Here is an 18,606-nt window from a genome sequence, read left to right on the forward strand (position 1 = left end):
GTGTCGTGCCGTCGGGGGCGTACACCCTGTAGTAGGCCTGGCGGCCTGCCGGGAACGTTGCCTGCCCGGCAACTTGCAATGCCAAGGTTTGACCGGCCGTGCCGGCAAAGCTCAGCCGCTCATTCTGGCCGCGCCGTCCCAAGGTCAAGGTCTGTGCGGTGTCTGCCGTCAGGGTTCCGGTGACGTCACTGGAGAGCGTGCTCTTGAAGCTCATCGTGTGATCACCGTCGTAAGGCGAAGTGACAATGACGCTGTAGGTCCCAGCCACGGTGTTGGGCAGGTTGACCTGACAACCGTCGTTGCCCGCAAAGCATTGTTGATCCGTCACGAACCAGCCGTCCGGGCTATAAACCGCCAGATAAGCAAAACCGCTGGCATTAGGCGTCACCAGCTCGCTCAGGCCCAGGCCTAGGTTTTGACCTGCCGCCGCGGTGAAGTACAAGCGCTTACTCTGCGCGATACCGGTCAGTGGTAGGGAAAGCACATTGCCATTGATAGAAAGGAACCCTGCCTTTTCTATCGCCAATGTCCAACTGGCCGGTGCGTCCGAGGCACGCAGCAGGACCATGTAGGTGCCATTAGCTCGTCCCTTCGGCAAATGGACCGACGGACTGCTCGACGAGACCGACCCGCTTGCCAAGCTGGCATTTGTCGGGCCATAGACGGTGTAGCTGAGGGTCGATGTCCCCAGGCCGCCGAACTGCAGACTGACAAGGTCGGCCGAGGATGCGTCATAGAGCACAGCAACAGCCTTGTCTTTCGCATTCAACAACATTGCCGGTGGCGAGGCGTCAAGTGACACGCGACTTACTGACTCGATGTCGCTGGTCGCTACACCCGTCGGCACCACGACCACATCCTGAGAGCTGGTGGCCGAGCCATATGGAGTAGTCACAGTCACCCTGCCGCTGCCTAGCGCTGGCGGAACGATGAAAACGATCTGCGTGTCGGACAAACTGGTCGCAGAGACTGTTCGGCCATTGAAAAATACAGATGTCTGGCCTGCGACCGGCAACAGGTGCTGGCCGGAAACGGTCACTTGATCCCCTACCGCCACGATCAATGGTGCCACCGATGCAATCGTCGGCGCCAAGGCTGCGGTATCGACAATGAAGTCAGTTGCACTACGCGCAGTAGCGCTACCCACGGTGACCGTAATGGCGCCTGTCGTCGCACCCGAGGGTACGGTGGCGATCAACTCATTGAAGCCAGCACTCACGACGGTGGCGGTGACGCCGTTGAACTTGACCTCATCCTGCGTTGCCGCGTCATTGAAGCCCTGCCCTGTGATCTTGACGGTGGTGCCTGGCGCGCCACGCCCTGGGGCAAAGGTAAAGATCGCAAGTTGATCGGCAGCGACACGATCGACCGCGATTAGATTCCCCATGCTGTCATAGCTGTAGCGCGCACTTGCGCCGGCGTCGTTGCGTACCGCAACCAATCGACCACTGGCGTCGTACGAATAATTTGTCGCGACTGCCACTGACGTGAGCAGAAAGAACAGCAGGAGTAAAAGCGCACTGCCAGGGTGGCCGATCTTGCGGTCGTTCTGTTTTCCAACACGCCCCAACACCTGGCCATGCCTGGACGACTGCCCTTCCATGAGGCTTTCCTTGTAGTCTGTCGAACAGCATTGAGGGCGGGTTCTGCTTTGTGATGATTTAATAAATGCATTGGAAAATCGAATCAAGACATATGTCCAATAAATTGTTTATCTCAACAGCAATTGGAGCCTTGATTCTTATCGGATCATCAATCCTCAAAGAGACCATATTCCTAAAAGAGGATCATCGAGCGAAAGCCACGAGCGAGCTAGGTCAAACGCTGTTCAATGACGCTTCGCTGAGCGCGACGGGCAGCATGGCCTGTGCTTCGTGCCATGTGGCAAGACACGCTTTCGCGCAATCAACGCCGGTTCCTGTGGTTGGCGGGCACTCCATTGGCACGCGCAATGCGCCCAGCTTGTTGGATCTGCCTTATTTCACCGTTTTTTTCTGGGACGGGCGCGGGCAAAGTCTGCGCCATGCGTCGGTGGCTGCATTTACCAATCGGGCCGAGATGGCACAGCCGAATATGAGCACGCTGCTACGATCGATACAGACGAAGGCGTCGTATCGGGCACAGTTCAAGCTGGCGTTCGGCGATGACGGCGTCGATGAAACGCGCATTTCAGCAGCCATACTGGCGTATCTACGCTCGGTCAGGAGTGGACGCAGCCGATATGACGAATACGCTCGAGGCAACACCAAGGCCCTGACAGACGCCGAGCGACGCGGGCTGGCAGTTTTCAATGGAAAGGCGGAGTGCTCCTCCTGCCACCTGTCTGCAGGGCAATCGGCTGCGTTCACCGATAACCAGTTCCATCATTCCAATGTCGGGCTTGAGCGCATCAACGGTCGGGTCGCAAACGTCATCGCGGCTTTCAACAACAAGCGCGCCCAAGGCATTCCCGTATCGGAAATCGTGCTGTCGGATCCTGATATGGCCGCGCTGGGCCGTTTTGCGATTACCGGTAAAGGCACCGACCTGGCTGCATACCGGACACCGACGCTGCGGAACGTGACGCGCACCGCGCCGTACATGCACGATGGCAGCATCGCGGCGCTGACTGAAGCGATCCAACGGGAAATCTATTACCGCGGCCTTGCCCGCGGAAGATCCATTTCATTGACTGTGGACGAACAGAACGACCTGCGCGCCTTCCTGCACGCCTTGGACGACCTGCCAACGGAAGCGCGCTAATGCGCAGATGGATCTGCACCCGCTGCTGCAGAGGGCGCGCTGGCGACATCAAACTCGCGTTGGAAGACCTTACCCAGCGCGCCGAGACGCGCTTCCAGTACGTGACGGCCACTGGACCATGCTGGATTCGGCTTGAACTGGAAATGCACGGCGTCCTGCCCTTTTACGATCGAGCCGGTTTGCTGATCCAGCGTTTTTCCGTTACCCAAGTCGATCAGACGCAGTGAAACCGCTGGCGACTCCACGCCAGGATGCGTGACAAGGACAGTCACGGCGATGGGCGTCTGCGGAGTAATCTGCTGCGGCCTACTCTGGTCGGAAGCCGCTCCGTCGTCGGCTGAAACCAGCACCTGATTGATGGTCGCCACCGTAGCGTCCTGCTTGGGAGCATCAGTGGCTGCTTGCCCCTTGCCTGAGCCTGCGTCTTGCGCATTACAGCCGCACAAGGCGACCAACAAAACGACCAGCCCACCCTTCACCAGACGATGCATACCCATTCCCCAAGGCCAATCGCAACAGGAGAGCGAAGAATATCAAGAACCGAACGCGACCGGCATTCTCCGGCATCGGAGCAATGGCAACAAACGTCTGCATACCTCACTCATTGAACTGGTTAGAGGTTATCTGCACAGATGGGGCGTCCCTGTCGACCGGGACGCCCACACGCAGGATAGGCTCTGCCTCACTGTCTAGAGGGCCTGCAGAACCACGGCCACACGTACTCACGGCGCGGCAGCGGCAGCCGAGGGCGCGGCCTTCGGCAAGCCACGCGCGCGCCGCACCAATGCCGACACGCCATTACTCATGTCGTCCAGGATTGCGTAAATGGTGGGCAGGAACAGCAGGCTGACCACGGTCGAGAAGGCCAGACCGCCGGCGATGGCGCGCGCCATCGGGAAGTACGGCGGTCCATCGCTGAACATGGTGGTGCTGGTCAGCGAGATCGGCACCATGGCCAGGATCGCGGTGCCCATGGTCATCATGATCGGCCGCAGCCGCTCGCGCGATCCCTCGATCAACGCCTGGGTGCGGCCCATGCCGCGGCGGCGCAGGTTGTTGATGTGCTCGATCATCACGATGCCGTTGTTCACCACCACGCCCATCAGCACCAGGATGCCGATGAAAGACATGATGCCGAACGCGGTTCCGGTGATCCAGAACAGCCAGAACACGCCGAAGATCGAGAACAGCACGCCACTCATGATCGCGGCCGGGAACAGCAACGATTCGAACACCGCCGCCATCACCACGTAGATCATCACCAGCGCGATCACCAGATTGAACAGCATCTGGCCCATCGCTTCGTTGTCGTCCTGATAGTCGCCGCCATCGAAGGTGTAGCTGTAGCCGGCCGGGAACTGCAGCGCCTTCAGCGGCCCTTCCATCGCCGCGCGTGCTTCCGGCATGGTGACCTTGGCGGCGGGATTGGCCTTGATGGTCAATGTGGTCTGGCGGTTGGTGCGGCCGATCTGGGTCGCGGCCGGGCGGATCTTGACGTCGACCAGGCTGAGCAGGGGGACGCTGCGGCCGTCCTTGGTGCGCACGCTGAAACTGGCCAGATCCTCCGGCTTGCTCTGCTCGGCGCCGGCAAAGCGCACCCACACCGGTACCTCGTTGTCGCCACGCCGGAACTCGCGCAGCGGTGTGCCACGCAAGGCCAAGCCAACGAAGCTGGCGACCTGTTCGGCACTGAAGCCAAAGGCCGCGGCACGTTCGCGATCCACCCGAATCGCCAGCTCGCTGGTGCGATCGCCGGTATCGACATGCACATCGCGCAATTCCTTGCGCTGGGCCAGCAACGGCACCACTTCGTCGGCCAGCGCCTGCAGGGACTGGGCCGAATCGCCGACCAACTGCACCTGCACTTCCTGCCCGCCGCTCCCGTTGCCATTCCCCTGATTGCCGATGCTGTAGTCGGCGCGCGCCGAGCGCGGCAGCTCCTTGCGGATCTGTTCCATCAATGGTGGCAGGTCCTTGACCTTGCTCGCATCGAAGGTGATGACGGTGTTACTGCCTTCGACTTCGCTGAACCAGGAATAGATCTGGGTGATGTGGTACTTGCTGCGATTGGCCTCGAGGTAGCGCTCGACCCGGCCGACTTCGTCGCCCAGCTGCTCGCGTGTGTACGAGCCCTTCCATTGATAGCGGATCACCGCCTCGTTGCCGCCGTCGCCGCCGAACATGTCGATCTTGGTCAGCTTCATCGGCACCAGGCTGATCGCACTGACCAGCACGATGCCGGCCACGCTCCAGCCGCGGTGCGCCAGCGTCCACGCCAGCAGGGAGGCATAGCGTCGCTGCAGGCGGGCGATGACACCGCGCTCGGAAGTCACCATCGGTGGTGTCTTCATGCGTGCGGACAGCATCGGGATCAGGCTGATCGCGACCAGCCAGGAGGCCAGCAACGACACCGAGATGGTGATGGCGATCTGCGCCATGAAGATGCTGATGTTATTGGTCTCGCCGAACAGGTTGGGCACGAACACGATGCAGTGACACAGCGTGCCCGCACTCAAGGCGATCGCCACATGACGGGTACCCAGCAGCGCTGCGCGTTGCGGCTGACCCGGCATGCGCTCACGTTCCTGGTAGATGCTCTCCACCACGACGACGGCGTTGTCCACCAGCATGCCGACTGCCAACAACAAGCCCATCATGGTCAGGATGTTGAGCGTCACGCCGACGAAGTACATGAAGCCCAAGGTGATGGCGAAGCAGATCGGGATAGCCAGGGTGACCATCAAGGTCGATGGCCAATGCCGCAGAAAGAAGAACAGCACGGTCACCGACAGCAGCAGACCGACCGCGCCGGCTTCGGCCAGTTCCGCCAAAGAGGACGTCACTGCCTTGCCCTGATTGTCGATCACCTTGACCTGTACGTCGCGCATGGCAGGCTGGGCGCGAATGTCCTCCACTTCCTTCAGCGCCGCCTTGGACACGTCCACCAGGTTGGCACTGCGCTCCTTGTAGATATCCAGACCGATCGCCGGGCGCCCGTCCAGCCGCCGGCCATAATTCATCCGCGTCGGCTTGAGCCGCACGTCGGCGATATCGCCGAGGCGCAGGCCCTTGGCATTGAGGACCAGGTCGCGCAGCTCCTGCAGGTCGCGCAACTCGCCGACCGGCTGCACGCGAATGCGTTGACCGTTGTCGTCGATCTGTCCGGCGGAGACCGAGAAGTTCAGCTTACCCAGGCGCTCGCTGAGCTCGTTGAGGCTGAGGTCGTGCGCAGTCAACCGGTCCGGCGCGATGGCGATTTCCACTTCGCTCGGCGGCGCGCCGCCGATCTCCACCTTGGCCACGCCAGGAATGCGCTCGATCCGCTGCTTGAACTCGCGGTCGAGCATGTCGTAGGCGCCGGTCAGGTCGGTCTGGCTGGCCAGGCGCACCTTCAATACCGGCTCGTCGCTGCTGGACCACTTGAAGATATGGAAGCGCTGCAAGTCGGTGGGCAGGTCGTCGCGGATCGCGTCCAGGCGCTCGCGGGCGTCGGAGGCGGCGATGGCGATATCGCGGTCCCAGTCGGAGAACTCGATGAAGATGTTGGCGCCATCGGCGGTAGCGGTCGAGCGCATGCGCTTGATGCCGGTCATGGTCGCCAATGCTTCCTCGGCCGGACGCACCAGATTGCGCTCGACCTCGTCCGGGGTCGAGCCGGTATACGGCAGTTGCACGAACAGGAACGGCGCAGAAATGTCCGGCAGCGCCTCCAGCGGCAACCGGAACGCCGCAATCAGGCCGACCACCACCAGCGACACGAAACACATGATGGTGGTGACGGGCCGGCGAATGCTGAAGGCAGCAACGCTCATACCGCCTCCAATCCGTCGTCGTGGCCGCCGGTCGCGGCACGCCGGCGGGCCATGCGGCGCCCGCGCTCCAGATATTCGGCATCGGCGCGCCGATCCAGCAAGTCATAGACCACCGGAATGACCAGCAGGGTCAACAAGGTCGAGACGAGCAGGCCACCGATCACCGTGATCGCCATCGGCGCGCGCACTTCGGCACCCTCGCCCATCGCCACCGCCAACGGCAGGAAACCGAACAGCGTGCACAAGGTCGTCATGATGATCGGCCGCAAGCGCGATCGCGCGCCTTCGATCAAGGCCGCCTGCTTGGCCACGCCCTCCTCGCGCAGCTGGTTCACCTTGTCGATCAGGATGATCGCGTTCTTGGTCACCAGGCCGACCAGCAGGATCAAGCCGATGAACACCACCACCGAAACCGGTTTGCCGGTCAGCAGCAGCGCGAGCACGGCACCCACCATTGCCAATGGAATGGTGAACAGGATGACGAAGGGATGCAGCAGCGATTCGAACTGCGAGGCCATGACCAGATAAACCAGGAAGATCGCCAGGCCGAAGGCGAACAACAACGACTTCACCGATTGCGATAACTCTTCGCCCTGGCCACCGATGTGCATGCCAACGCCGGCACCCAAGGGATTGGCGCGCACCATCGACTCGACCTCGCGTACGGCTCCGCCCAGGTCGATGTCGCGCAGGCTGGCCGAGACGATCGCCACCCGCGTCTGATCGGCACGATGGATCTCGCTGGGACCGGTGGTGGCTACCACCTCGGCCACCGCCGACAAGCGCACCGGACGGCTGCTGCCAGGATTGACGATCAGCTGCCGGATCGCATCCACGCTGGCGCGGTCGCTGCGCTGGGCACGTACCAGCACATCGATCTTGCGATCGCGGAAGCTGTAGCGGGTCGCGACATCGCCACGCACCTTCTTGACGATGACATCGGCGATCTGCCGCGTGGTCAGGCCCAGCGCAGCGGCACGCTCCTGATCGAAGCGGATCTGGATTTCGGGAAACCCCTCTTCCACGGTCGACTTGACGTCGGCGTAGTGACCATTGGCGCGCAGCATCGCCGCCAACCGCTGCCCGGCCTGCTCCAACTCGCCCAGATCCTGCCCGCGCAGTTCCACTTCCAGCGGCGTGGAGAAACTGAGCAATGCTGGCCGTGCGAAGTCCACCTGTGCTCCCGGATGGGCGGCCATGCTGGCGCGCAGTCGTTCGGTGGCAGCCGCCTCGATCGCGGCACTACCGCCACCGGCCATCACCACGGTGAGCTTGCCGATGTTCTCGCCGCTTTCGGTCGGATTGGCATCCAACCGCGTACCGCTTCCGCTGACGCCGTACAGCGAGGCGATGTCCGGATCCTTGTCGTGCGCGAGCTGCAGTTCGCGCACCAGGCCGTCGGTCTGCGCCAACGGCGTTCCAGCAGGCAGCTTGACCGTCATCTCGAAGCGGTCCTGCGCCAGCTGCGGGATCAAATCCGCACCTAGCAAAGGCACCAGCAGCAGCGTACCGACGAAGGCGACCGCGGCCAGGCCGAGCACCAGCCCCGGTCGCCGCAGCGCGGCCGGCAGGATGGCCAGGTAACCTCGCTCGGCACGCGCATACGGCGCCATCGCAAGATCGCTGGCCTTGCGCATCACCGGGCCAATGATTCGGGTCAGCAACCGCCACGCCCGCACCACTAGCCAGGCCGCACCGAAGAATGCAGAACGAATCCCTGCACCGACGCCGCGCCGGCCTGCCGCCACCGGCTTGAGCCAACCACGCTCGGGCCGCCATTGCGGATGCGCGGGCTCGTCGGGGAACGCCATCGGTGCCGTGCCTTTCAGCGAGCTCAGCATCGGAATCAGCGTCATCGACACCACCAGCGAGATCGCGATGGCAATCGCCACGGTCAAGGCCTGGTCGCGGAACAACTGGCCAGCGATACCTTCGACGAACACCAGTGGCAGGAACACCGCGATGGTGGTCAAGGTGGACGCCATCACCGCCATGCTCACTTCGCGGGTGCCGGCGATGGCCGCATCCAATACGCTCAGGCCGCGCTCGCGCGCCTTGGCGATGCTTTCCAGCACCACGATCGAGTCGTCCACCACCAGGCCGGTCGCCAGCGCCAATCCGCCCAGCGACATCACATTGAGGCTCAGCCCCAGCTGCCCCATGAAGAAGAACGTGGTGATGATCGACACCGGCAACGACAGGCTGATCACGAACGTGCTCCAGCCATCGCGCAGGAACAGAAAGATGATCAGGATCGCCAGCACGCCGCCGATCACCGCATCCTTCTTGACGTCGCTGATCGCATGTTCGATGAAGTGCGACTGGTCCTCGATCGTGGTGATCTCCACGTCCGCAGGCACGGTGGACTTGAGCTGTTCCAGCCGCTTGCGCAGCGCCGCGGCGGTGGACACGGTATTGGCGTCACCTTCCTTGTAGATCGCCAATTCCACCGCTTCCTTGCCGCCCAGGCGGATGATCGCCTCGCGCTCTTTGTAGCCCTGGCGGACTTCGGCCACGTCCTTCAAACGGACCGGCATGCCGCCGGCGATGCTGCTGGTGGAACTGGACGAGGTGCTCTGCACTTCGGCCGCGGCCGCCAGCGCCGCCTGCGAACCGGTGGCAGCGGCAATCGCATACATCTGTTGCATCGCTGCTTCGGCGGCACTGCCGCTGCTGCTTTGCGTGGTCACCAGCATGTTGCGGATCTCGTCCAGATCGACGAACTGGTTGACCGTGCGCACCAGATAGCGCTGCGACCCTTCTTCCAGCCGCCCGCCGGAGATGTTGACGTTCTCCTCCTTCAGGCGCGTGATGACGTTGTCGATCGGCAGGTTGAGCTGCGCCAGCTTCTGCTGGTCGAGATCGACCTGGATTTCATCCTCCAGACCGCCGCCGACCTTGACCGCGGCGACCCCGGCCACTGGCTCGAGCTTCTTTTTCAGGTCTTCGTCGGCATAGCGGCGCAGCCCGGTGAGCTGGCGGATCGCATCGGTGTCCGATTGCGCGGCCTGCTTGGGCGACAGCACCAGCCGCATGATCGGCTCGGTGGAAGGATTGAAGCGCAGCAACACCGGCGGCTTGGCCTCCAGCGGCAACGACAGCGCCTCCATCTTGTCGCGCACCTCCAGGCCTGCCTGGTCCATATTGGTGCCCCAGGCGAATTCCAGCACCACATCGCTCTGGCCGGTGCGCGAGATCGACTTGAGCTTGCGCAGGTTTTTGACCACCCCGACCGCCTCTTCCACCGGCTCGGTGACCAGCGTCTCGATCTCCGCTGGCGCCGCCCCGGTGTATTCGGTGCGCACGGTCAGCGTCGGATAGCTGAGGTCGGGCAGCAGATTGACCTTCAGGCTGTGCAGTGCGATCAGGCCGAACAGCAGCATGGTCACGGTGATCATCGCGATGGTCACGCGACGCCGGGTGGCGAACGCCACCAAGCCGCCGCCGGACGCCGGTGCATGCGCGCCAGCGTGGTCGTCGGGATGGCCGCTCATGCGCGCTTCTCGGTGCTCTCGCCTGCCGCAACGGCCGGCTTGCGATCGGGCTGGCCGATGATCTGCACCGTTGTGCCGTCACGCAGGGCGACCTTGCCAGCGGTGACGACCTGGTCGCCTTCCTTCAGCCCCTGCCGGACCTCCAGCCATGGCCCTTCGGCATAGCCAAGCTTGACCGGCACCCGGCTGACCTTGCCGTTGCGCACCACGAACACCGCCGGGTCGCCGTCGTCGAGCAAGGCCAGTCGCGGAATCACCAAGGCGTCCTTGCGCTGGTCGTAATCGATGCGGATGCGGCCGAACATGCCAGGCTGCAGCGCCTCGGCGCCCTTGCCGAACGCGCACACCACCCGGAAGGTACCGCTGCCCGAATCCACCACCGGCGCAATCCGATCGACCCTGCCGACGAACTGCTGGCCCGGCAAGGCATCGGCCAGCAAGGTCACCGGCTGTCCGGCCTTCAAGGTGGCCAGCTCGCGCTCGGGCACATTGAGCGTGGCCTCGAGCTGCGAATCGTCGACGATGCGGAAGATCGGCGTGTTGATCTGCACGAAGTTGCCGGTCTTGATCGAGCGCGAGGCGATGACGCCGGAGATTGGCGCCTGCACGGTCGCATAGGACAACTCCAGTGATGCCAATCGGTGCTGGGCACGCACGTTCTCCACGTCGAACTTCAACTGGTCGACATCGGCGGCACTGACCAATTGCTGGCTGACCAGTTGGTTGGCGCGACGGTAGCTGTTTTCCAGCTTGCGCAACTGCGCCTCGCTTTGCGCCACTGCCAGACGCGCACGGTCCGGATCCAGGCGCACCAGCGCCTGTCCGGCGGTCACCTTCTGGCCTTCTTCCACCAACACGGCCAGCGCGACGCCGGACGTCTTGGCAACCACCTGCGATTCGGCCCGCGGCTCGAGCGCGGCAGTGCCGGTGTAGCTGGCAGCCACGGCCCGTCGCGCCGCCTTGGCCGCCTCCACCGGCACCGCGTCGACTGCCTTCTTCTCTTCGGCAGCTGCGGCCTTGTTGCCGGCACCGCAGCCGGGCAGCAATAACAGGGTGGTCATCATCAACGCGGCGGCGCAGGTGCCGCGGCGGCCGGAAAGGAGGGAAAGTGGCAGCATCGGCGTGTCCTGGTGGATGCGTGAACAGGTGTTGTAGTCAAGTAGACCACCTATACCCTCATGCCGCCAATGCGCCAAAGGTCATGGTCGGAGCGACCCCGCCTATTCACCCCGGTTTGCGTAACACCAAATCGCAGGCATACTCGGTCCGGTTCCGTGACGCCCCCACGTGCGGACGCTCCAACCAGTCTTCCGGATACGAAACCATGCGCCCGCAGCCGCTCGCCGCTTGTCTCGCTCTGGTCGTCTTCCTGCCGTTTGGGGGCGCCTTGGCTACACCGTCTACTCCGCCCGCGCCGGCCACCCCGGCCGCGGCCGCCCCGACCCCGGGGACCACCAGCCCTGCCCCTGCGCCCGCACCGGCGGCGCCCACCGGCAACCCCGAGAATGGCCGGCTGCTGACATATACCTGCCAGGGCTGCCATGGGGTCACCGGCTACAAGAATGCCTACCCGAGCTACCGCGTCCCCAAGATCGGTGGCCAGACCAACCAATACCTGACCCAGGCCTTGACCGAATACCGCCAGGGCAAGCGTAAACACCCGACCATGCAGGCGCAGGCGCAGAGCTTCTCCGAACAGGACATCGCCGACATCGCCGCCTTCCTGTCCACCCTCAAGTAAGCGCCCACATGCCGAACGCCCTGCACGCTCCGCGTCTAGCCATCGTCCTGGTCGCTGCCTTGTTGGCGGCCTCCTGTTCCCAATCGCAAGTCGAATCCCCCGATCATTCCGCAGGCGACCCTGGCCATGCCAGCGGCGAGCACGGCTCAGGTTCTTCGGCCGGTCTGCCGCAGGGCCGCAGTGCAGCCGGCGATGCCCTCGCCCATGCAAAAGGCAAGGCCACTGGACAGAGCTGCGTGGATTGCCACGGCGCCGATGGCAATGCCCCCATCGACCCGAGCTATCCCAAACTGGGCGGCCAGTATGGCGATTACCTCGCCCACGCCTTGCAGGCCTATCGCAGCGGCGATCGCCAGCATCCGTTGATGACCGCACAGGCCACGGCCTTGAGCGATCAGGACATCGCCGACCTGGCCGCCTACTTCGGGTCGCGCCCTAGCCAGTTGCACGACCTGCATGGCGTGCATTGAGCGCAGCTGTTGCCTGCGCGGTGTCACGCCGCCCGATGTGAAAAAGCGCTTGCGCGAACATTAATAGGCCGCTATGATTTCTTTCTCAGTTTCGTGGGGCCATAGCTCAGCTGGGAGAGCGCCTGCATGGCATGCAGGAGGTCGGCGGTTCGATCCCGCCTGGCTCCACCACTTTCGGATCTAGGCCATCTGAAAGTGACAATCGGTTTTGATACGCGTCCCCATCGTCTAGAGGCCTAGGACATCACCCTTTCACGGTGGCGACCGGGGTTCGAATCCCCGTGGGGACGCCAATCATCCAAAACCCCGGCCCTGCCGGGGTTTTTTTATGCCTTCGTGCTGACCACGCAAACTCCACTTGTTCGGCGCAACGACAGAGCACTTCTTTCGGCGACAGCATCGCGCTGTTACGCAGACAACCGGCACGCTCGATCAGGCGCGCCAACACGCGCCATACAAACCGCCTCGCCCAGCTCACGCCCCACATTTCATTCAGCGCGACAGCCATCGCGCAAAGGCAGCGTCGTGTCTGCGCCCGCCATCGACGCCCAGCTCGCTTGGCCGAGCACGGACCTGGAAATGCCGGGCGCGACCGATCGCATGGTCGGCGCCCCCCCCTCGCGCATCGCGTGCTGATCGCCTCGCCCGAAATCGCAACATGCCGCCATCGGAGCAAATGGAAGCAATGAAAACCTCCGACACCACGTTCGCCGCATTGTTCGTCAGGGCATGCAAACCGATGCGCCGATCGGCGCATCCGCAACCGCTCGCCACCCACAACGACAGCAAGCCGCCGCCCCACACGCGGCCGGCACCGCGCACAGCGGCCGCGACACCCTCGGCGCGATCGACAACGGCATCGCGGCGCGCACCGACATCTTCGCTGCGGCACCTGCACCGAGTCCGCATCGCTCGACGTCCACGCCGGATAAGGACACACACAAGCACGGACGTCAGCGCTTCCACGCCATCGAGGATCGCGAGATCGCAGCCCTCGTCGCCCACCGCGCGGCAGGCAGTGAAAATTTCCCAACGCTGCTTCCCAAAACGAAAAGATGTCGCTATGATTGCGGGCTCGCAGCATCGTGGGGCCATAGCTCAGCTGGGAGAGCGCCTGCATGGCATGCAGGAGGTCGGCGGTTCGATCCCGCCTGGCTCCACCAACTTTCGGACATAGGCCGTCTGAAAGCGACAATCAGGTCCGTTCGTTTACGCGTCCCCATCGTCTAGAGGCCTAGGACATCACCCTTTCACGGTGGCGACCGGGGTTCGAATCCCCGTGGGGACGCCAACGACATCAGCCCCGCAATGCGGGGCTTTTTGTTGCGCTCGCAGTTGGCAGCACGCCGGTCGGCATCATCACCAGCCCAATGCCGCGCACTGCCGCCGCCGCGCTCATGCCTGACCGCTATCCAGCGCCTTGCGTCCTTCATGCGTCAGGTCGATATCGCCGTCTTCGGCGTGCGTGGCGTAGCCCGCCCGGACCGCCCAATCGGCCTCGTCCTGGGTCACCGGTGTGGCAGCATGGATGTCGCGCAAGATGCGCAGTTGCTCGGAATCGGAGGACATGTCGGCACCCACAGTGGAGGGCTTACCACCGTACTGCGCCGCCGTGACGAGCGCGTGCCTGCAGACCGAACCACACGGATGGAATGCACTGCGATCGCCAAGCACACCGCGCCGCAGCGGACCGTCGCGGCAGCATCGACGCCAGGAACGATTGCCGACCGGTTGCCATCACAAACGCGCACACACCTGGCGATAGAGAGCAAAGTTGGCGACGCTTGCCACCCAGCTGCCACGTCGTTGGCAAGACCAACCGAGCGTCACACACCATTCTCGATCGCCGAAAACGCCGACGGCCCGCCTGGAGGAAGCCAGGAGAGCCGTCAGTCCTTGCCGAAGCAAGGGTGTTTGGTGCCGAAGGTGGGACTCGAACCCACACGCTTTTAAGGGCGGCGGATTTTGAGTCCGCTGCGTCTACCGATTCCGCCACTTCGGCGTGGCCGCGCAGTATAGCGACTCATTCACGAACTGAATAGTGTCAGGACGCGCCTGACGAATTCAGCCAAGCGCGCCGCGTCGGGCACGCTTCAGTAACGGGGTCGATATACTCGTGCACTTACGTGAAGGAGTAAGCAATGTCGGCGTTGCGTGGGGTGCGGGTGCTCGTGGTCGAGAACGACGACATGAATGCCATGTTGTTGGAGCTGCAGCTCGCCCAACTCGGCGCTGTGGTCCTCGGCCCGGTGGGCGACGTCGCCGACGCCTTGCGGATCATCCAGGCCGAGTCTCCCGATCTGGCGGTGCTGGACTATCGCCTGGGCAATGGTCAGACCAGCGAGCCGATCGCACGCCAGCTCGGCCATAGCGGCATTGCCTTCGTACTGGCAACCGGCGTGGCAGCCGATACGCTCCCGGATGGTTTCGCCCAGGCGGTCGTACTGACCAAGCCCTATCTCTCCGACGAATTGACCCAGGCCCTGGACCAGGCGCGGCAACGCAGACGCCACACAGACGACTAGCATTGCCGTTGCTCCGCCTGTCACTAGAATCGTGCATCCAATGACGAATGAGCGCCGGATGGAAACCGTTGTGTCGGCGTTGGCAAGTACACTGCCAAGGGAGAGCGAGACCGCCCAACGGCTGCTGGCCAGCGCGCAGGCCAGCGCGGGGGTTGCCTGCCTGCACCCCGCCCTGCGCAGCGCGCTCTCCCTGTGCCTGCATGCGCAGGTGCCGATGCTGCTGAGCTGGGGCCCGCAGGAACAGTGCATCTACAACGATGCCTGCATCGCCTGGCTTGGGGTGCGTCATCCGCTGGTGTTCGCACAGTCGCTGGCCGAGCATGCGCCGGACCTGCTCACCGATCTGCGATCGTCGGTCTGGTCGCGCAGCCCGATCCTGCACGAGGATGGCCAGTGCCTGGGCACCTTGTACGTCGCCGCCACGCCGCTGGCCGCCGCGCCGCCCGCCCTGCCCTCGCTGCCTGTGCTGGACGCAATCGCCGCCGCCTTCGAACAGACCACCGCATTCCTGGCGGTGGTACAGGGCCCGCGGCACCATATCCGCCGAGCCAATCGGCGCTTCCGCGCCTTGATGGGCGAACGCCCCTTACTGGACCTTCCGCTGCTGGAGGCCATCCCGGAACTGGCTGGCCGCGGCGATGCCGCCTTGCTCGACGACGTGCGTCGCCAAGGCGTGCCCGTCATCGGTGGCGCGATGACGGCCACCTTGCAACCGGTGGCCGCCGGTGCGGTGGAGCCCACTGCGGTGGACTTCCTCTATCAGCCGATCCGCAACGACGCCGGCCAGATCGACATGATCCTGCTGCACGGCATCGATCGGGCATCGCAGCGGCGCTGGCAGAGTCGCGACAGCTTCCTGCTGACGCTGGAGGATGCATTGCAGCACGTGTCCGACCCAGGCCAGATCGTCGACATCAGCGTGCGCCTGCTCGGCGAGCACCTGCAGGTAAACCGTTGCGCATTCGCACTTCCAGACGCGGCCAACGAGATGATGCACGTGGTCAGCGACCACGTCCGTGATATGCCGAGTCTGCAAGGCAGCTTTCCGCTCGAGGCCGCGCAAGGCCTGCGCGATGCGTTGCTGAGCAACCGCCCGTGGTTCACCACCGATGCACTGGGGACGGACGCGCCGGACTATGTCGTCGACCACTACCAGCGCCTGGGCCTGCGTGCATCGTTGGCGATCCCGCTGCACAAGCACGGTCGACTGGTGGCGGCAATCGGCGTGCACCAGCGCACGCCCCGCCACTGGTCGTCCAGCGAGATCGAACTGGTGCGGCTGGTCGCGGCGCGCTGCTGGGAATCGATGCAACGCGCCAGTGCTCAGCGCCAGCTGACTGCCAGCGAAGAGCGCTTGCGGCGACTGGCCGACACCGTGCCGCAGATCATCTTCATCGCCGATGCGCGCGGGCAGCCACAGTATTTCAACCGACGGTGGTACGAGTACACCGGCTTGGACCGGCAACACGCCGCCGATAGCGCCTGGGTGCAGGCACACACCGCCGATGGTCTGCGTCTGTCCACGCAGGCCTGGGCGCAGGCGTTGGCCGGCGAGCAGGCCTACGAAGTTGAATGCGAGTTGCTGCGCCACGACGGGCAGCGCCGCTGGCACCTGATGCGCGCGCTGCCGGTGCGCGAGGACAGCGGGAGCATCAGCGAGTGGATCGGTAGTTGTACCGATATCCACGACCGCCGCAGCTTCGAACATCGCCTGCGCGACAGCGAGGCACGTTTCCGTGCCCTGTGCGAAACCGTGCCGGCGATGATCTGGATGTCTGATGCCGACGGCAATTGCGTCTATTGGAATCCGCGCTGGTATGCCTTCACCGGCCAGGGCGAAGACCAGGCGCTGGTGCAGGGTTGGTGGGATGTGATGCATCCGGACGATCTGGACCGGGTACAGCAGGCATTTGCCCACTCGTTGGCACAGCGCGGCGAGTTCGTGGCCGAGTACCGCGTCCGCCGCTACGATGGCCAGTACCGCTGGTGTATCGACACCGCGTCTCCGCACTTCAGCAGCGACGGCCATTTCCTCGGCCACATCGGCTCGCTCACCGATATCTCCGAGCGCAAGCACATCGAGGACGCCACCGCCGCCGACCGCGCCATCCTCAGTCTGATCACCACCGGCGCACCGCTGCCGGTGGTGCTGGATGCGATTGCGCTCAGCGTGGAGGCGCGCGGCGAGCGGCCGCTGCGTTGCGCGGTGATGCTGCGGGACGACGACAACGGCAGCCTGCAATTGGGTGCGGCGCCGCGCCTGCCGGAGGACGTATTCGGCGAGCTGGCCGGCGTGGCGGTGGGCCCGGACGGGCCGGCGTATGCACGCGCGGCCCACAGCGCGCAGCAGGTGATCTGCGAGGACCTGGCGCGGGATCCCGATGGCGGCCACCACAACGCGCTGGCCCTCTCCATCGGCATCGCCGCGTGTTGCGTCACCCCGATCCTGGACAGCAACGGCAGCGTGCTCGGCACCCTCAACATCTATTACGACGGTCCACACCGGCCCTCATCGCGCGAGCAGGCCATGGCCCGCTCGGCCTCGCACTTGGCCGGGATCGTCATCGAGCGCACCCGGGTGGACAGCCGGCTGAAACAATCGCTGCAGGCGGAGACTGCCGCCCGCAGCCAGGCCGAGCATGCCAATCGGGTCAAGGACGAGTTCCTGGCCACGCTGAGTCATGAACTGAGAACGCCGCTCAATGCCATTACCGGCTGGTCGCGGCTGCTGCAGTCGGCGGGGCTGGAGCCGACCAAACTGCAGCGCGGGCTGGTCGTCATCGAGCGCAGCGCGCGCGCGCAGTCGCAGATCATCGAAGACCTGCTGGACATGAGCGCGATCCTGTCCGGCAAGGTTCGCCTGCAACCGGAGCACTTCGATATCGCCGCACTGATCCGCAGCACACTGGACCTGATGCAACCGACCGCACAGGCGCGCGAGATCGCGCTGGAACTGGATGCGCCTGCCGACGCCAGCCTGCTGTTCTTCGGCGATCCTGGCCGCCTGCAACAGGTGCTGACCAACCTGATCAGCAATGCCCTCAAGTTCACCGCACCCGGCGGCGCTGTACAGGTGGCGCTGGAAGTGGAGGACAGCCGTTTGCGCGTGCGCGTGCAGGACACCGGCATCGGCATCGCGCCGCAGTTCCTGCCGCACGTATTCGATCGCTTTCGCCAGGCCGATGCAGGAACCACGCGTCGGGTCGGAGGCCTGGGCCTGGGCTTGTCGATCTCACGGCAGTTGGTCGACCTGCATGGCGGTAGCCTGGGGGCGTCCAGCGACGGCGAAGGGCGTGGTGCGGCGTTCACCATCGTGCTGCCGTTCCAGCATGGCGTCAGCGACCAACGGCCGAGCGCAAACACGTCCCTGCCCGCTCCAGTGCCGGACGATTGCCGCGGCCGCCTGGACGGCATCCGGCTGCTGCTGGTCGACGACGACCAGGACTCGCGCGAAGCGGTGATGTACTTCCTGGCGGAAGCCGGCGCGCAGGTGGAACCGGCCAGCTCGGTGGAAGCAGCAGAAAGCTGCCTGGTCGATGCGACATTCGATGTGCTGGTCAGCGACATCGCCATGCCGGTGCGCGATGGCTACGACCTGATTCGGAGCGTGCGAGGCGGCGGCCCTCACCTGCCGACAGAGATCCCGGCAATTGCCCTGACCGCCTACGTGCGCATGGAAGACCGCGATCGCGCGCTGCTGGCCGGGTTCGATGCGCACTTGGGCAAGCCGGTCGAGCCGCCTGCCCTGGTCGATCTGATCGAGCAACTGCTGCAGCGTCCACGCGCGCCGGACCCCACACCGGTCGCCTGACGTGCGGCCCG

Annotated in this window: 10 protein-coding genes, 5 tRNA genes and 1 pseudogene; 9 read left to right on the forward strand and 7 right to left on the reverse strand. The window is 64.3% G+C overall.

Annotated elements, in window-relative coordinates:
• The coding region (locus CKY51_RS03070) for an IPT/TIG domain-containing protein (RefSeq protein ID WP_211904858.1) at positions 1 to 1,690 on the reverse strand (1,690 nt) is incomplete at its 3' end.
• A gap of 5 nt (positions 1,691 to 1,695) precedes the next feature.
• Here CKY51_RS03070 and CKY51_RS03075 point away from each other — a divergent pair.
• Positions 1,696 to 2,742: a cytochrome-c peroxidase gene (locus tag CKY51_RS03075; RefSeq protein WP_152248868.1), complete on the forward strand. Its 1,047-nt coding sequence runs from the start codon at positions 1,696 to 1,698 to the stop codon at positions 2,740 to 2,742.
• On the opposite strand, the gene CKY51_RS03080 is transcribed toward CKY51_RS03075, so the two are convergent.
• From CKY51_RS03080 to CKY51_RS03095, 4 genes are all read right to left on the reverse strand, one after another.
• A complete protein-coding gene (locus tag CKY51_RS03080; protein ID WP_152248869.1) occupies positions 2,739 to 3,233 on the reverse strand; it encodes a hypothetical protein in 495 nt (164 codons plus the stop codon). The two genes, CKY51_RS03075 and CKY51_RS03080, sit on opposite strands and share 4 nt — an antisense overlap.
• Positions 3,234 to 3,464: 231 nt before the next feature.
• A complete protein-coding gene (locus CKY51_RS03085) occupies positions 3,465 to 6,554 on the reverse strand; it encodes an efflux RND transporter permease subunit (protein ID WP_152248870.1) in 3,090 nt (1,029 codons plus the stop codon).
• On the reverse strand, positions 6,551 to 10,048 hold the full coding sequence (locus CKY51_RS03090) for an efflux RND transporter permease subunit (protein WP_152248871.1): 3,498 nt from the start codon (positions 10,046 to 10,048) through the stop codon (positions 6,551 to 6,553). The genes CKY51_RS03085 and CKY51_RS03090 overlap by 4 nt, the downstream gene beginning before the upstream one ends.
• On the reverse strand, positions 10,045 to 11,166 hold the full coding sequence (locus CKY51_RS03095; protein ID WP_022973508.1) for an efflux RND transporter periplasmic adaptor subunit: 1,122 nt from the start codon (positions 11,164 to 11,166) through the stop codon (positions 10,045 to 10,047). The genes CKY51_RS03090 and CKY51_RS03095 overlap by 4 nt, the downstream gene beginning before the upstream one ends.
• A gap of 206 nt (positions 11,167 to 11,372) precedes the next feature.
• Here CKY51_RS03095 and CKY51_RS03100 point away from each other — a divergent pair, with 206 nt between their 5' ends.
• From CKY51_RS03100 to CKY51_RS03125, 6 genes are all read left to right on the forward strand, one after another.
• Positions 11,373 to 11,789: a c-type cytochrome gene (locus tag CKY51_RS03100; protein WP_152248872.1), complete on the forward strand. Its 417-nt coding sequence runs from the start codon at positions 11,373 to 11,375 to the stop codon at positions 11,787 to 11,789.
• Positions 11,790 to 11,797: 8 nt separating this feature from the next.
• Complete coding sequence (locus CKY51_RS03105; RefSeq protein WP_022973506.1) at positions 11,798 to 12,259, forward strand: c-type cytochrome; 462 nt, start codon at positions 11,798 to 11,800, stop codon at positions 12,257 to 12,259.
• A gap of 95 nt (positions 12,260 to 12,354) precedes the next feature.
• Positions 12,355 to 12,430, forward strand: a tRNA-Ala gene (locus tag CKY51_RS03110).
• Between the two features lie 46 nt (positions 12,431 to 12,476).
• Positions 12,477 to 12,552, forward strand: a tRNA-Glu gene (locus CKY51_RS03115).
• Positions 12,553 to 13,346: 794 nt separating this feature from the next.
• Positions 13,347 to 13,422, forward strand: a tRNA-Ala gene (locus CKY51_RS03120).
• 52 nt (positions 13,423 to 13,474) lie between these two features.
• Positions 13,475 to 13,550, forward strand: a tRNA-Glu gene (locus tag CKY51_RS03125).
• A gap of 104 nt (positions 13,551 to 13,654) precedes the next feature.
• On the opposite strand, the gene CKY51_RS03130 is transcribed toward CKY51_RS03125, so the two are convergent.
• Positions 13,655 to 13,828 carry a hypothetical protein gene (locus CKY51_RS03130; protein WP_152248873.1) on the reverse strand — a complete coding sequence of 58 codons (174 nt, stop codon included), beginning with the start codon at positions 13,826 to 13,828 and terminating at the stop codon, positions 13,655 to 13,657.
• A gap of 346 nt (positions 13,829 to 14,174) precedes the next feature.
• A tRNA-Leu gene (locus CKY51_RS03135) sits at positions 14,175 to 14,261 on the reverse strand.
• Between the two features lie 139 nt (positions 14,262 to 14,400).
• Here CKY51_RS03135 and CKY51_RS03140 point away from each other — a divergent pair.
• Complete coding sequence (locus tag CKY51_RS03140; protein ID WP_022973505.1) at positions 14,401 to 14,784, forward strand: response regulator; 384 nt, start codon at positions 14,401 to 14,403, stop codon at positions 14,782 to 14,784.
• Between the two features lie 826 nt (positions 14,785 to 15,610).
• Positions 15,611 to 18,595: pseudogene (locus tag CKY51_RS03145) on the forward strand (PAS domain S-box protein); the annotation flags it as partial.
• Between the last annotated feature and the right edge of the window lie 11 nt (positions 18,596 to 18,606).

Source organism: Xanthomonas maliensis (assembly GCF_009192945.1).
Taxonomy (GTDB): domain Bacteria; phylum Pseudomonadota; class Gammaproteobacteria; order Xanthomonadales; family Xanthomonadaceae; genus Xanthomonas; species Xanthomonas maliensis.

What these genes read in the sequence shown, in the direction of transcription:
- CKY51_RS03075 (WP_152248868.1), top strand. Translation starts at nt 1,696, where the DNA reads ATGTCCAATAAATTGTTTATCTCAACAGCAATTGGAGCCTTGATTCTT.
- CKY51_RS03080 (WP_152248869.1), bottom strand. Translation starts at nt 3,233, where the DNA reads ATGCATCGTCTGGTGAAGGGTGGGCTGGTCGTTTTGTTGGTCGCCTTG.
- CKY51_RS03105 (WP_022973506.1), top strand. Translation starts at nt 11,798, where the DNA reads ATGCCGAACGCCCTGCACGCTCCGCGTCTAGCCATCGTCCTGGTCGCT.
- CKY51_RS03090 (WP_152248871.1), bottom strand. Translation starts at nt 10,048, where the DNA reads ATGAGCGGCCATCCCGACGACCACGCTGGCGCGCATGCACCGGCGTCC.
- CKY51_RS03130 (WP_152248873.1), bottom strand. Translation starts at nt 13,828, where the DNA reads ATGTCCTCCGATTCCGAGCAACTGCGCATCTTGCGCGACATCCATGCT.
- CKY51_RS03140 (WP_022973505.1), top strand. Translation starts at nt 14,401, where the DNA reads ATGTCGGCGTTGCGTGGGGTGCGGGTGCTCGTGGTCGAGAACGACGAC.
- CKY51_RS03095 (WP_022973508.1), bottom strand. Translation starts at nt 11,166, where the DNA reads ATGCTGCCACTTTCCCTCCTTTCCGGCCGCCGCGGCACCTGCGCCGCC.
- CKY51_RS03085 (WP_152248870.1), bottom strand. Translation starts at nt 6,554, where the DNA reads ATGAGCGTTGCTGCCTTCAGCATTCGCCGGCCCGTCACCACCATCATG.
- CKY51_RS03100 (WP_152248872.1), top strand. Translation starts at nt 11,373, where the DNA reads ATGCGCCCGCAGCCGCTCGCCGCTTGTCTCGCTCTGGTCGTCTTCCTG.